The organism is Rossellomorea sp. SC111 (genome assembly GCF_024733565.1).
Classification (GTDB): Bacteria; Bacillota; Bacilli; order Bacillales; family Bacillaceae_B; genus Rossellomorea.
In genome coordinates this window covers 41,005-53,356 of record NZ_JANIOC010000007.1, presented here as the reverse complement: position 1 = coordinate 53,356, position 12,352 = coordinate 41,005, and the positions used below count along the sequence as shown (strand labels likewise).

Here is a 12,352-nt window from a genome sequence, read left to right as displayed (position 1 = left end):
AATCACCCTTCTTAATGGCAAATTGTCCGACATGCTTTTTATTCACTGTAACATAGTCAATGAACACGGGGGAATACAAAAATTAACAGACTTTAAAAGAAAGGGGCACAATGTACATTTTTTTGTCAGGATGTAAAAACTTACCGCGTTTTATCCGATCTACAAAGGGTACAATGGTATGTGCAACAATTCTAGAAAGAGAAGGTAGATATACATGAACCCAGACTTCTTAGTAAATCTTATCCTCGTAGGGAATGTTTTTCTTGGAGTGTTATTCGCTCTCAAGTCAAGAAGGTGGTGGCTACCCTATATACTGATCGGACTCACCTTTTTAACCTTGACCTTTGGATTCGGGATATCCCTTTTGCTGAATAAAGAATCGATCCTAGCCTATTTATTTGTATTCGTCGTTGGGCAATTGATATGGGTGTTTGCCTTTGTGATCGCCGCCCATCTACTGTCCTGGATCGTCCGGAAGGTTCCTTTTCGTCATAAACAGCAGATCGGATGGGGCTTTTTAATCGGATTTCCATTGACCTTTTCAATTTTTTTGTTCGTTAACTAGAGAAACAAACATATAAAAAAGGAATGCCATAATGCGCATTCCTTTTTTCATTATTCGGCTTTATCTTCAGGCCTGATCTTATCAAGTGGGACGAATACTTGCAGATGACGATACAGGTTCTCGAATTCGGCTGGAAGGACCCCTCCAAGCTCGCCGTCAACATTCAGCTGCACTTTTTCTTTCGCCTTGATCTTGATTCGGTTGGCTTGTGTGTAAATGACGTTCGGATCGTTCACATGCTCTCCCCGTACTGCCAGGGACGCAATGCGGATAAATTCTGCCAGATTCGTTTTCTTTAGAATCAGTAGTGAAAATAAACCGTCATTGATCGAGGCATCGGGAGCCAATTTCTCGAAGCCTCCGACCGAGTTCGTCAATCCGATGAGGAAGAGCATCGCTTGTCCTTCAAACAACTTTCCATCATATTCGATCGATACATCGGTCGGTTTAATGGAAGGAAGCATTTCAATGCCCTTCAAATAATAAGCAAGCTGTCCCATCATGGTTTTAAGCTTACTCGGTACTTCATAGGTCAATTCCGTGATTCTTCCCCCACCAGCGATATTGATGAAATAGCGTTCATTCATGCGTCCGATATCGACTGGAATGGTCTCACCCTTCGTAATCACATCAATGGCGGAGCTGATATCCTTAGGGATGTGCAGGGCTCGGGCGAAGTCATTCGTTGTCCCCATTGGAACGATCCCCAGTTTCGGACGGTAGTCCTGTTCGGCTAATCCGTTGACGACTTCATTTAACGTACCGTCCCCGCCTGCAGCGACCACGATATCATATTTGCGTTCGACAGCGATTCGAGCCGCTTCGGTCGCATCCCCTTCACAAATGGTGGCGTGAACAGATGTTTCATAACCTGCCTGCTCCAACTTGATTAATACTTCTGCCAGATGCTTTTTAAAAAGCTCCCGACCTGAAGTCGGATTGTATATAATTCGTGCTCGTTTCATACCCATCATCCTAATCTGTATTAATTCAAAAATAACTCGTCCATGTATAAACCATCTTTTAACATCATATACCAATTTAAATTATTCATGCAAAAACTGTTCAAAAGGCAGGATTTTTAAAATCGTCCACCGGTCAATATCATAACTCTTTTCATTGGAAAAATCTAATGAAATCTGAAATTTCCCATGCACTAAGAGAGCTTGTTTGATCAGTATCAGAAAGAATACATAAATGGGGACTCTGAATAGAAGTGAATCAACACAAAAAAACCGTCCAGAATATCAACCTGATATTCTGGACGGTTATGGGAATAGATGTATGTTCCGTTTTTGCAAAAATCGGATGGATTCTTCCAGGGACTTCATATCAAAATGATAGACTTCTCCAATGATGTCTTTCCATTTATCTTGGTCCTTCATTTGATATTCACGGATATTCCGGTAGGTCATGACCTTCAACGTCCGGTTACGGAGGAAATAGCACTGGTTGCCCTGGAAGCGGACGGCCGTGATCCTTCTCATGGTGATGTTGTCATCAGAGTCCAGGTAGGAGGCCTGTATATCCGTCTCCAAATCTTCTTCTTCAAGCGGCATCCACTCGATGGTCTTTTTCACAAACGTCTTTCCGTTTGAACGGCGATCGACTTCGAACTCCCGGATGTCCTTCTGAGTAAAGATGATTTCCTCCCCAAACCCGTGAAGAAGATGTTTCTGTCTCGCCTCAAGCTCCACTGGCTTCATAATCGGAGAACCATAACCCACATCAACATAGAGCTTACGGTTATCAATCGAGATCATCAGTCCAAGGTGACCCGGGTTCACCCTGACAAATTGACAATGGAAACCTAATTTTTTCAACAGTCTTCCAAAGTTAATGTTCAACGTAAAGCAGGTCCCTCCCCACCCCTTCAGATGAAGATTTTCTGCAAATGTCTCTAATGAAGGGACAAAGGATCCACCCTGGGAGAAATAATAAAATTTACTGAACGTCTCATAGGGAATCCGTATCAAATGCTGCTGGATCAGCCGTTGTAAGTAGTTCAACGTAGGGGGCTCTATATCCATATTTAAATAGTTCACATATTTTTTTACTGCTTCCAATCCAATCACTCTTTCTACTTTTTCATCAGGCAGACTGTAAACTGGTGCTGAAGAGTAAACTCATGGAGAGAATCGTGACGTCTGGTCAAGAAAGTATGTAATGATTGCAGTAATCCTTCTTTCTCCGTATCCTCTAAATGAGAAAGCCAGGAAAGGGATCCTACACGCTCGCACCATGACTGTATGGTGAAATCGACCATATAGTAAAATGTATAAAAATCTTTGATTGTAAAGTCAGCCTGCTGCCATTCTAACAACCATTCTACGGGAATGCCATTTACTTGATTGCCCTGATCAGCTTTTGCTTCCGGGGTTTCACCCATATATTCATGTAAAAACGTCATCGTATCCTTGACGACTTCCTGAGTCGTAAGAAAGCTTGAATCGCTTACAATGAACGTTCCTTTATCCTTCAGTATCCGCTTCATTTCATGTATCGCTTTCGGACGATCGAATAAATGCCAGCTTCTATGGCTCATCGTGATATCGTAGTAGTGATCCGGCAGATTCGTTGATTCTGCCGTGCCGGTCAGATAAGGGATCTCAAGGTATTGCCTGCTTTCCAATGCCTTGGCTGTTTTCCTCAGGTCAATGGAAGGTTCGACACCGATCACTTCGGCTCCACGCTTATGTAGCTTTCTTGTAAAGGCTCCGGTACCTGAACCAATCTCAGCCACTTTCCTTCCTTCCCACACAATCCCTCTTACCTTCAACGTATCAAAAAATTGATGCGGAATATCATCACAAGACGCAGCGTAACGGGAGGTCAAATTACCAAAATTCACTTCCATTCACTCTCTTCCCCTATCTTAATTGATTTTCACTCTGCTGAACGTTACGATTTCATGTCAACTCCCTCACAATCCGCCTGCACAAAGAGCCTTCCTACATACTACATTCTGTATGCCAAGCGGAAACTCCTGCCGAGGGACGGACCTCTCTTACCTTTATATCGTCATAATTATTTATCATTTAATTGAGCGGTTACTTTAAGAAATTATCCTATTTCGTCTTGTGGTAAACCTTATATTAAATTATATTTCTAACATTTCAGCGGGGGATTTCAATAAGAAATAGAGGTCCGTCCCTAAAAAAAAACGGTCATCTGGAATGACCGTTTTCTGTGTGGTGTTCTTTATTTGTTGGCTCCAGCTGCGATCCGCTTTACGTTTTGTTCGGCGGTTTTGGTGAGGTCTGGAGTGAATCCGTTTTTCATTCGCTCGTTTTCTTCTTTGAAGTAGTCTTGGACTTCCTGGTCGAATTCTATTTCAATAAGATCACGAATGTCTGTAATCCTGAGGGCGATCATAATGGATATAAGGTGAGCCACTGTTAAGGATTTCTTCTTGAAATTCACTAGCTCATTGATCGTAGCCACTCTTAATCCCGTTAAGCGGTGAAGATCGCCTTGAGTCAATCCTCGTTCACGCAGGATTTCTCCCAATTTAATGTGAATTTTATGGGGAAATTTATTTAGCGCTTCTATAACAATTGTATTTGTCTTTTGGTGAATCATGATGCTTCAACTCCTCATCCTATATCATATTAACTTGAATGAACTCATTCGTGAACCGGCAATAAATACCATCACATCAGGTACTTATGACCATTTCATTTTGAGCATCGATGAGGTGTCTTGAATCACATAAAGGAAGACCCCGAAATCAGATTTCCGAAGTCTCCCATCCTATCTATCGTCTTACATCAATACGCTTTGAACCAGGCATGTTTTCAAGCTTTCGTACACTTCCAGCCAAACCTCTTTGTCCTTACTATACTGAGAAGTCAAACGCTGGATCATTTGCTTTTGCTTCTCATGGAAAAGTTCGTGGTCTTTCGGTGGAAGTTTCGCATTCTCATCATCCACAATCTTCTTCACCATGGGTGCCCGTGGACCCCAGACAAGCTTTTCATTCCCCTCCTGATCGATAAATATAAAGATCGGGATCGCTCGAGACGTTCCATTGCTCAAATATTGATCCATCAATTCAAGGTTTTCGTCCCGCAAAATCATCCGTACGTCCAGCTTGGCTGCCTCTGCCACTTTAAGAAGGATCGGAATATTCAACATGGCATCACCGCACCAATCCTCCGTGATCGCAATCACCCGCAAAGAATGTTCGCCAAGCTGTTTCAACACCTCTATATCTTCTTCCGGAACTCTAAAGCCCTTCCGGATGGTCTCTGTATTTTCTTTATGGACACTCATATTTTCTATGTATTCTTCCGATGACATTCCTTTATCAAACCATTGTTCCAAGTTCATTCTTCTTCCTCCTCCAGCGGTTCACAGGCAGTGAATCACTGTATACTTTTCTCGGGAATTCTCTCTCTAGCATATGCATGTTTCTCGTAATCTACAAGTGAAAGTCATTTAGAAACAAACCAAAATTTCAATTGTACGATTATGCCTGTAGGAATATAATATAAGAAAAGCAACTTCGTGAACAGATTCGAATGAACTGCTCTCCTGTAATACTTTTCCATCTAAAAAAAGGAATAGCGAAATCGCTACTCCAAAAACCATTTTCCAGAGGGGGAAGGAAATAGGTAAGTATGAAAAGAGATAGCTCTTTCATGCATCTTTCCTTGACAGAAAAAAAGCTGACTCAATTGTCAGTTTCATCCTCTCATTTTTTGGTTAAATTAAATGGGTATAGGACGACTCTTTCCATTGAACCATCTTAGACATTCTGTGATTTTTCAATTATTTTTGCCACTTTATTGTAGTAGTAGTTCAGCTCGACTAGGCTATCTGCCTCCTTCAGCCGCTTTAGGTAGTGATTCGCTTTTTCATAGTCTTCTGGTGGCAGTTCAACCTTGATTCTATTTTTCTTCCACTTCGCCAACAGGTTTCACCTCATTATGGTTTGGTGATCCTCCCTTAGAGGTCGGTTCGAGCTGATAATGAGATAGCTCTTGAATGTAGGATGCTTTGGTACTTGCTAAATTTTGTTCGATTTTTCGTGTGATGACGGAACTTCCCCCGATTCCCGATAATAAACTGATATAGATGATGTACCACATCGGGACGGTGTCCACCACCGGTAACACGGACAGATACCCTGCCAGAACCCCTATGATAATATCCTTCGTTGAGCCAAAAAGATAATGTTTCTCACCCTGGTCATCGATAAATTTTCGCGGAAAAGTAAAATGACCATTTTTGAAAACCAGAATATGTCCTAAGCCCCCAATACCACCCATTAACATTGGCAACAAGATCACTTCGAATAAGGACATTCTATCCACCCTCTGGAATCATTTACTATTATTATATATTATTTACAGAAAATTCAGAATAGATAATTGGACGCAATTTTGTCCACTAAAGGAGCGCCATTATGAGAAAAATTGTGATGAAAGTCTCGTCAGTCGACAAACTTCGATTTCAGAACTATATGATGCAGCTAAAAAGAGCTGAATCGAAAGTAGAAGCAGATACGTATTACCGCTTAGCCAAACAGATCCTGGAGAAGGCGAAAAGGAAGCAATTATGATGATTCCTCACTGTGCTCCTTGTAAAAAAACAAAAAAAGAAGAGCCATTACAGCCCTTCTCTCTGATTCCACCTGTTTAGTTGACGCCTACAGCATTATACGCAGCATTCACACTTGCCACTTCAGCACTTCCAGAACCATATAAATCCGTTGCCGCCTGAACCGCCGCCGAACGCAGCTGGCTGTAGTTTGATGATGGTGTTAAATATTGAGTCAGGGCACGATAATAAATCTTCCCGGTCTTGGCCGTTCCGATTCCCGTCACCTTCACCCCATAGTGTGTACCACCTTGACTTAACAGGTAAGCCGCCTTATTCCCGATTCCACTGTTGATATGAACCCCGCCATTATCCTGTGTCCCTGTGTATCTTACTGAATAGTGATCGGGATCACCGTATTTCGCCGGATCAGACATGGAACGAAGGGCGTCTCCACTCTTATTAGGTGTATAAATGTCTTCCCCGATCTCCCAATCCGGATTATTATTGGCATCGTATTCTACCAATGTTCCAAAAATATCGGACATGGATTCATTGATGGCCCCTGATTCATTTTGATAGATGAGATCGGCTGTTGTATCAGTCACGGCGTGGGTCAGCTCATGGGCAATGACATCAAGACCGCCAGATAATGAGACGAATGTCGATCCATCCCCATCACCGTATACCATCTGTTGTCCATTCCAGAATGCGTTATTATAGTTTCTGCCATAGTGGACAGTCGACTTCAACGCAGCTCCATTTCCGTCATAGCTATTTCGGTTATGAGTATTCTTATAATAATCATACGTCGTTCCTGCATAATAATGGGCATCTACCGCTGCTGCGTCATAGCTTGCGTTAAACACATTGTCGCTGTCTGCCCACAGGGAGCCTGGAAGACGGGTACGGTTCGAACCATCATATGTGAAAATACCATTCCCTCTCGTGCGATCTTGTAAATAATAAGTGGAAGAAGAAAGGTACGTTTTCAATGACTTCGTATCTCCTAATACACCCTTACCAGATCCAACAGTGTCCGTCCCTCCAGCAGCTCCTCCACCGCCGCCGGGTTTACCTGCACCTTTACCTGCTTCATGAATTTCGTTCACCTTGGCAAGGATATCACCCGTGACCGCATCCACGAAATAATTCCAGTTCCCAGGCTCCGGTGCCAGGAAATTATAGTTTACGAGATATGCATAATGTGCTTCTCCATCTTTCACATAAATGACTGATTCAGATTTAGGGGCGTATTCATAATCAGGCTGACTGCCCACTGCCTTAACCAGATCCTTTTCAGCTGATGAAACCGCGTCTTTTTTAGATAGTTTCTTCGTTTGTTTCAGGTTTTGTTTCTCATCAAGGCTCGCTGCCGGTGCTCCTGATAATGCTGTGAGCACCCCTTCTTTGTTTACGTGTGCTGTCAGAACAGCCCCATAAACAGGAGTTCCCTTATATACTTGCTGGACGCGAAGATATGTAAATCCTAGATCATCCTTCTGCTTTTCTACTACTTTGAACGATAATTTTGAATCTCCTTTAAACTTGAACGTCTTTTGTTTTTCTGTTAAATAATCAAATACAACTGTTTCAGGAGCCTTTGAAGATGCCTTAGTCAAATTACCCGAAATAAATTGAGGAGTTCCCATCTGTGAATTGAAATTCACCTTTTCACTCACACTCGAAGCTCCAAATGCTTCCGAGGCCAAGACCGGACTCATCATTAAACCTGCTGTTAATCCTAATGCAACGACTTTTTTCTTCAATTTCAACACCTCTTTGAAAGAATTTTCAAACTATTTAAAACATTAGATATACTATAATACAAGCCTCCAACATTACGAACGAGCCGAAAGACCTAATATTTACATTTTCCAACCCCGGGTTAAATGACCTACGCAAATCGGGCAAATACCACTTCAATCAGGAAAACTTGAACAAAAAAGAGGGACGGACCTTGAAAAATTTCAAGGTCCGTCCCTCTTCCAAAGAAAAGCCCCCTGAAAACCAATTGTTTCAGGGGGCAATATAATCAAAAATATTGATTAACGTTTTTGAATTTCTTGAAGCAGTAATTTGTTTACAAGCGGTGGATTGGCCTGACCTTTTGTCGCTTTCATGATTTGACCGACAAGGAAGCCGATGGCACGGTCTTTCCCGTTCTTGAAGTCTTCGATGGATTGTGGATTCGCATCCAGTGTTTCCGTCACGATCTTGAGTAAGGCGCCTTCGTCAGAAATTTGAACCAGGCCTTTGTCTTTCACGATTTGCTCAGGATCTCCACCGTTTTCTACTAATTCTTTGAACACTTTCTTCGCAATCTTAGAAGAAATCGTTCCCTTTTCAATCAACTCGATCATGCCTGCCAGTCCCTTAGGAGTCAGCTTAACATCCTCCAGTTCCTTCTGCTGTGCATTCAGGTATGCCGAAACTTCACCCATCAGCCAGTTAGAGGCAAGCTTCGCATCCGCACCTGCTTCAACGGTATCCTGGAAGAAATCAGACATTTCCTTCGTCAGTGTCAGAACCATGGCATCGTACGCAGGTAAGCCAAGTTCTTCTACATAGCGCTTTTTACGCTCATCCGGAAGCTCAGGGATCTCTGCCCGGATGCGGTCCATCCACTCTTGGTCGATATGCAGGTGTAGTAGATCCGGTTCAGGGAAGTAACGGTAATCATCCGATCCTTCCTTTACACGCATAAGGATCGTTTTACCCGTCGATTCATCAAAACGGAGCGTTTCCTGCTGAATCATCCCACCTGATAATAAAACCTTTTCCTGACGGACGATTTCGTATTCCAATCCTTTTTTAACAAAGTTAAAAGAGTTCAGGTTCTTAAGCTCTGCTTTCGTTCCGAACTTCTCCTGACCGATTGGGCGCAGGGAAATGTTGGCGTCACAGCGAAGGGATCCTTCTTCCATCTTACAATCTGAAACACCAGTGTATTGAATGATGGATTTCAACTTCTCAAGATATGCATACGCTTCTTCAGGAGTACGGATATCCGGCTCGGATACGATCTCAATCAGTGGCGTTCCTTGACGGTTATAGTCGACAAGGGAATAGCCGTCCCCTGAGTGTGTCAGTTTCCCTGCATCTTCTTCAAGGTGAAGACGAGTGATCCCGATCCGTTTCTTCTCACCGTTCACTTCAATTTCAATCCAGCCATTCTCACCGATTGGCTTATCAAATTGAGAGATTTGGTACGCTTTCGGATTGTCAGGATAGAAATAGTTTTTACGGTCAAACTTTGTATCCGTGGCGATCTCACAGTTCAATGCAATTGCCGCTTTCATACCGAACTCAATGGCACGTTTGTTAACGACCGGAAGAACACCAGGGTATCCAAGGTCGATCACGTTCGTATTCGTATTCGGCTCTGCTCCGAAATGGTTCGGTGCAGGAGAAAACATCTTACTGTCCGTTTTTAATTCTACGTGGACTTCTAGTCCGATTACTGGTTCAAAGTTCATTGATTTCACCCCTTACAGTTGTGGTCTTTTTGTATGGAAATCTGTCGCCTGCTCAAACGCATGCGCTACGCGATAAATCGTGCTTTCGTCAAAATGCTTTCCGATGATTTGAAGTCCAAGCGGCAGTCCTGTTGAAGAGAATCCACATGGAACTGAAATTCCCGGCACGCCTGCAAGGTTTACTGGAATCGTTAAAATATCGTTTGCATACATCGTTAACGGATCATCGATCTTTTCTCCAATTTTGAAAGCAGGAGTCGGTGTCGTCGGTCCAATGATCACGTCGTATTTCGCAAATACATCTTCAAAATCTTTCTTGATCAATGTACGGGCCTGCTGAGCTTTCTTATAGTAAGCATCATAGTAACCGGAACTTAAGGCAAACGTTCCAAGCATGATACGACGCTTCACTTCGTCACCGAACCCTTCTGCACGTGTCTTCTTATAAAGATCAAGAAGGTTCTCTGCGTTCGGTGTACGGTATCCGTAACGAACACCATCGAAGCGTGCAAGGTTGGCAGACGCTTCAGAAGATGCTAATAAGTAATACGTTGAAACACCGAATTTAGAATGAGGAAGGGATACCTCTTCCCATGTAGCTCCCATGCCTTCCAACACTTTCAGTGAAGCAAGAACGGCTTGACGGGCTTCTTCCCCTACACCTTCTCCTAAATATTCTTTCGGTACAGCAATTTTCAAGCCTTTTACATCACCTGTAAGGGCCTCTGCATAATTCGGAACCTCTACATTCGCTGAAGTGGAGTCATTCGGATCAAGTCCGGCGATTGCTTGCAGCAAGTATGCATTATCTTCTACATTACGAGTGATCGGTCCGATTTGGTCAAGAGATGAAGCAAATGCCACAAGACCGAAACGGGATACACGTCCGTATGTCGGTTTTAATCCGACAGTACCCGTGAAGGCCGCCGGCTGACGAATTGATCCGCCTGTATCAGAACCAAGTGAGAAAGGAACTTCACCAGCTGCTACGGATGCTGCCGATCCACCTGAAGATCCGCCAGGAACCGTTTCAAGATTCCAAGGGTTGCTCGTTTTCTGGAAACCGGAGTTCTCAGTAGAAGAGCCCATCGCAAACTCATCCATATTCAATTTACCGATCGTGATCGTATCGGCACTATGTAATTTATTGATGACCGTCGCATCATAAATCGGATTGAAGTTTTCAAGGATTTTACTTGCACAGGTTGTACGAAGACCCTTTGTAACGATATTGTCCTTGATTCCGATCGGCATTCCGAAAAGAAGGCCTTTACTTTCATCCGTACCAAGCTTTGCATCCATTTCCTTGGCTTTACTGCGGGCATTTTCTTCATCCAATGTTAAAAACGCCTTTACTTTATCTTCCACGGCATCGATTCGTTTGTACGACTCGTCTACCAGGTCTGTGACAGATACTTCTTTCTTATGTAAAAGTTCATGAAGCTCTGATAATTTATGGTCAAATAATGACATGAGGTCCCCTCCTTAGTCCAAGATCGATGGAACGCGAACTTGTCCATCTTGTTTGTCTGGTGCGTTCTTCAATACTTCTTCACGTGGCAATCCTTCAACGGGCTTATCTTCACGCATCACGTTCTTCATATCCAGTACATGACTCGTTGCTTCCACATTTGAAGTATCCAATTCATTCAGCTGCTCGGCAAACCCGATAATCGCATCCAGCTGAGTCGTAAACTTCTTTGCTTCATCCTCTGTGATGGCTAGTCGTGCAAGGTGTGCAACATGCTTCACCTGCTCTTCAGAAATTCTAGACATCTTCTTCACCTCCGTATATGTTCGAACACTCACAATACTATTGATAATACCAAAATTCGCTTCATTAAAGCAACTATGATAAGAGATAACCATTGATAAGGGCACAGCTGATTCTTGTCCATACCTCCGTCTATTCTATCACGAAACGGAGGGTGGGTGTGATTTTGTGAGGAACGGACCTTGGTGGGCATTATAGGGGATATTTTCTTTTATTACATTCATAACATTGATACTCATTCTTTACCAAGCTTCCAACTCTGACAACATGATGATGCTCGGTTCATTAAACAGCGTATCTTTGGTTTTCCGGGTCCCATTTTAGAATATTAAAAGTGTAAAAGTGAAGTAGATGATGACTTCATGAGCGTCACCTTCCAATTTTAGGAAGCGAGGGTATCTACATGTACAAGAGTTGGGTGAGATTGCGTCGTTTTCCAGATAATTGCGTCGTTTTTCAATTTATTGCGTCATTTTCACGCTTGATTGCGTCATTATCCTTATAAGTGCGTTATTTACCATATAATGTATAAAAGTTCTTTCTCACCACCAAATTAAAGGATTTCTCATAACGAAACCGAACCTATATTAAAGAGGTGATTTCATGAAAATATACAGTTTCAAGCAGAATACCGGAAAATCCATTCACCAATTCAATAGTAAAAACGTGACGATCCATCCTTTACTTAAACCAGATGAGCCATTCCAAATCGGGTATTTTTATTTAGAAGAGGGCAGCGTTCTGGGCATGCATCCCGCCATGTGCGATCAGCTTCTGATGATCACGTCTGGACGTGGATGGGTGAGGATCGAGGGAGGAGAAAAGATTACAGTGGAACCGGGCATGGCGGTCTTCTGGCAGGAAGGGGAAATGCATGAATCCGGATCTGAGGTTGGTATGACTGCGATTGTAGCCGAAGGAAGCAGACTCGATCCCAAGCGATATCTCCCTGCGACCTAAAGCATTCCATTTGCTTCCTCTCCACCATTT

14 protein-coding genes are annotated in these 12,352 nt (G+C 42.9%); 3 read left to right on the top strand and 11 right to left on the bottom strand.

Annotation, left to right across the window (positions count from 1 at the left end):
• Positions 1 to 214: 214 nt before the first annotated feature.
• On the top strand, positions 215 to 565 hold the full coding sequence (locus NQ095_RS10575; RefSeq protein WP_258263435.1) for a hypothetical protein: 351 nt from the start codon (positions 215 to 217) through the stop codon (positions 563 to 565).
• Positions 566 to 615: 50 nt separating this feature from the next.
• Here NQ095_RS10575 and NQ095_RS10570 read toward each other — a convergent pair whose 3' ends face one another.
• The 7 genes from NQ095_RS10570 to NQ095_RS10540 form a co-directional block, all read right to left on the bottom strand.
• Positions 616 to 1,530 carry a diacylglycerol kinase gene (locus NQ095_RS10570; protein WP_034760879.1) on the bottom strand — a complete coding sequence of 305 codons (915 nt, stop codon included), beginning with the start codon at positions 1,528 to 1,530 and terminating at the stop codon, positions 616 to 618.
• 303 nt (positions 1,531 to 1,833) lie between these two features.
• Positions 1,834 to 2,631, bottom strand: a complete 798-nt coding sequence (locus NQ095_RS10565; protein ID WP_258263434.1) for an arylamine N-acetyltransferase — start codon at positions 2,629 to 2,631, stop codon at positions 1,834 to 1,836.
• 14 nt (positions 2,632 to 2,645) lie between these two features.
• A complete protein-coding gene (locus tag NQ095_RS10560) occupies positions 2,646 to 3,422 on the bottom strand; it encodes a class I SAM-dependent methyltransferase (RefSeq protein WP_258263433.1) in 777 nt (258 codons plus the stop codon).
• A gap of 344 nt (positions 3,423 to 3,766) precedes the next feature.
• Positions 3,767 to 4,147 (bottom strand): helix-turn-helix domain-containing protein, encoded by a 381-nt coding sequence (locus NQ095_RS10555; protein ID WP_258263432.1) that lies wholly within the window; start codon positions 4,145 to 4,147, stop codon positions 3,767 to 3,769.
• A 183-nt stretch (positions 4,148 to 4,330) separates the two neighbouring features.
• Positions 4,331 to 4,897: a thioredoxin family protein gene (locus NQ095_RS10550; RefSeq protein ID WP_258263431.1), complete on the bottom strand. Its 567-nt coding sequence runs from the start codon at positions 4,895 to 4,897 to the stop codon at positions 4,331 to 4,333.
• A gap of 418 nt (positions 4,898 to 5,315) precedes the next feature.
• Positions 5,316 to 5,480, bottom strand: a complete 165-nt coding sequence (locus NQ095_RS10545) for a hypothetical protein (RefSeq protein WP_258263430.1) — start codon at positions 5,478 to 5,480, stop codon at positions 5,316 to 5,318.
• Positions 5,458 to 5,874: a DUF4257 domain-containing protein gene (locus NQ095_RS10540; RefSeq protein ID WP_258263429.1), complete on the bottom strand. Its 417-nt coding sequence runs from the start codon at positions 5,872 to 5,874 to the stop codon at positions 5,458 to 5,460. Before NQ095_RS10540 ends, NQ095_RS10545 begins: the two co-directional genes overlap by 23 nt.
• A 101-nt stretch (positions 5,875 to 5,975) precedes the next feature.
• On the opposite strand from NQ095_RS10540, the gene NQ095_RS10535 reads away from it, so the two are divergent.
• A complete protein-coding gene (locus NQ095_RS10535; RefSeq protein WP_258263428.1) occupies positions 5,976 to 6,131 on the top strand; it encodes a hypothetical protein in 156 nt (51 codons plus the stop codon).
• Positions 6,132 to 6,207: 76 nt separating this feature from the next.
• On the opposite strand, the gene NQ095_RS10530 is transcribed toward NQ095_RS10535, so the two are convergent.
• The 4 genes from NQ095_RS10530 to gatC all read right to left on the bottom strand — a co-directional run bounded on the left by NQ095_RS10530 (position 6,208) and on the right by gatC (position 11,364).
• Positions 6,208 to 7,836: a M4 family metallopeptidase gene (locus tag NQ095_RS10530; RefSeq protein WP_258263600.1), complete on the bottom strand. Its 1,629-nt coding sequence runs from the start codon at positions 7,834 to 7,836 to the stop codon at positions 6,208 to 6,210.
• A 321-nt stretch (positions 7,837 to 8,157) separates the two neighbouring features.
• A complete protein-coding gene (gene gatB / locus NQ095_RS10525; RefSeq protein ID WP_258263427.1) occupies positions 8,158 to 9,588 on the bottom strand; it encodes an Asp-tRNA(Asn)/Glu-tRNA(Gln) amidotransferase subunit GatB in 1,431 nt (476 codons plus the stop codon).
• 12 nt (positions 9,589 to 9,600) lie between these two features.
• The gene (gene gatA, locus NQ095_RS10520) at positions 9,601 to 11,061 is read right to left on the bottom strand and encodes an Asp-tRNA(Asn)/Glu-tRNA(Gln) amidotransferase subunit GatA (RefSeq protein ID WP_258263426.1); all 1,461 of its coding nucleotides are present in this window, start codon (positions 11,059 to 11,061) and stop codon (positions 9,601 to 9,603) included.
• A 12-nt stretch (positions 11,062 to 11,073) separates the two neighbouring features.
• Entirely contained in the window at positions 11,074 to 11,364 is a 291-nt protein-coding gene (gene gatC, locus NQ095_RS10515; RefSeq protein WP_034760864.1) for an Asp-tRNA(Asn)/Glu-tRNA(Gln) amidotransferase subunit GatC, read from the bottom strand.
• A 601-nt stretch (positions 11,365 to 11,965) separates the two neighbouring features.
• On the opposite strand from gatC, the gene NQ095_RS10510 reads away from it, so the two are divergent.
• Entirely contained in the window at positions 11,966 to 12,322 is a 357-nt protein-coding gene (locus NQ095_RS10510; RefSeq protein WP_258263425.1) for a cupin domain-containing protein, read from the top strand.
• Positions 12,323 to 12,352: the final 30 nt, after the last annotated feature.

Bases quoted from the DNA above. Each gene is read 5' to 3' on its own strand.
- NQ095_RS10575 (WP_258263435.1), top strand. From the start codon at position 215: ATGAACCCAGACTTCTTAGTAAATCTTATCCTCGTAGGGAATGTTTTT.
- NQ095_RS10570 (WP_034760879.1), bottom strand. From the start codon at position 1,530: ATGAAACGAGCACGAATTATATACAATCCGACTTCAGGTCGGGAGCTT.
- NQ095_RS10560 (WP_258263433.1), bottom strand. From the start codon at position 3,422: ATGGAAGTGAATTTTGGTAATTTGACCTCCCGTTACGCTGCGTCTTGT.
- NQ095_RS10555 (WP_258263432.1), bottom strand. From the start codon at position 4,147: ATGATTCACCAAAAGACAAATACAATTGTTATAGAAGCGCTAAATAAA.
- NQ095_RS10550 (WP_258263431.1), bottom strand. From the start codon at position 4,897: ATGAACTTGGAACAATGGTTTGATAAAGGAATGTCATCGGAAGAATAC.
- NQ095_RS10540 (WP_258263429.1), bottom strand. From the start codon at position 5,874: ATGTCCTTATTCGAAGTGATCTTGTTGCCAATGTTAATGGGTGGTATT.
- NQ095_RS10535 (WP_258263428.1), top strand. From the start codon at position 5,976: ATGAGAAAAATTGTGATGAAAGTCTCGTCAGTCGACAAACTTCGATTT.
- NQ095_RS10530 (WP_258263600.1), bottom strand. From the start codon at position 7,836: ATGATGAGTCCGGTCTTGGCCTCGGAAGCATTTGGAGCTTCGAGTGTG.
- gatB (WP_258263427.1), bottom strand. From the start codon at position 9,588: ATGAACTTTGAACCAGTAATCGGACTAGAAGTCCACGTAGAATTAAAA.
- gatA (WP_258263426.1), bottom strand. From the start codon at position 11,061: ATGTCATTATTTGACCATAAATTATCAGAGCTTCATGAACTTTTACAT.
- gatC (WP_034760864.1), bottom strand. From the start codon at position 11,364: ATGTCTAGAATTTCTGAAGAGCAGGTGAAGCATGTTGCACACCTTGCA.
- NQ095_RS10510 (WP_258263425.1), top strand. From the start codon at position 11,966: ATGAAAATATACAGTTTCAAGCAGAATACCGGAAAATCCATTCACCAA.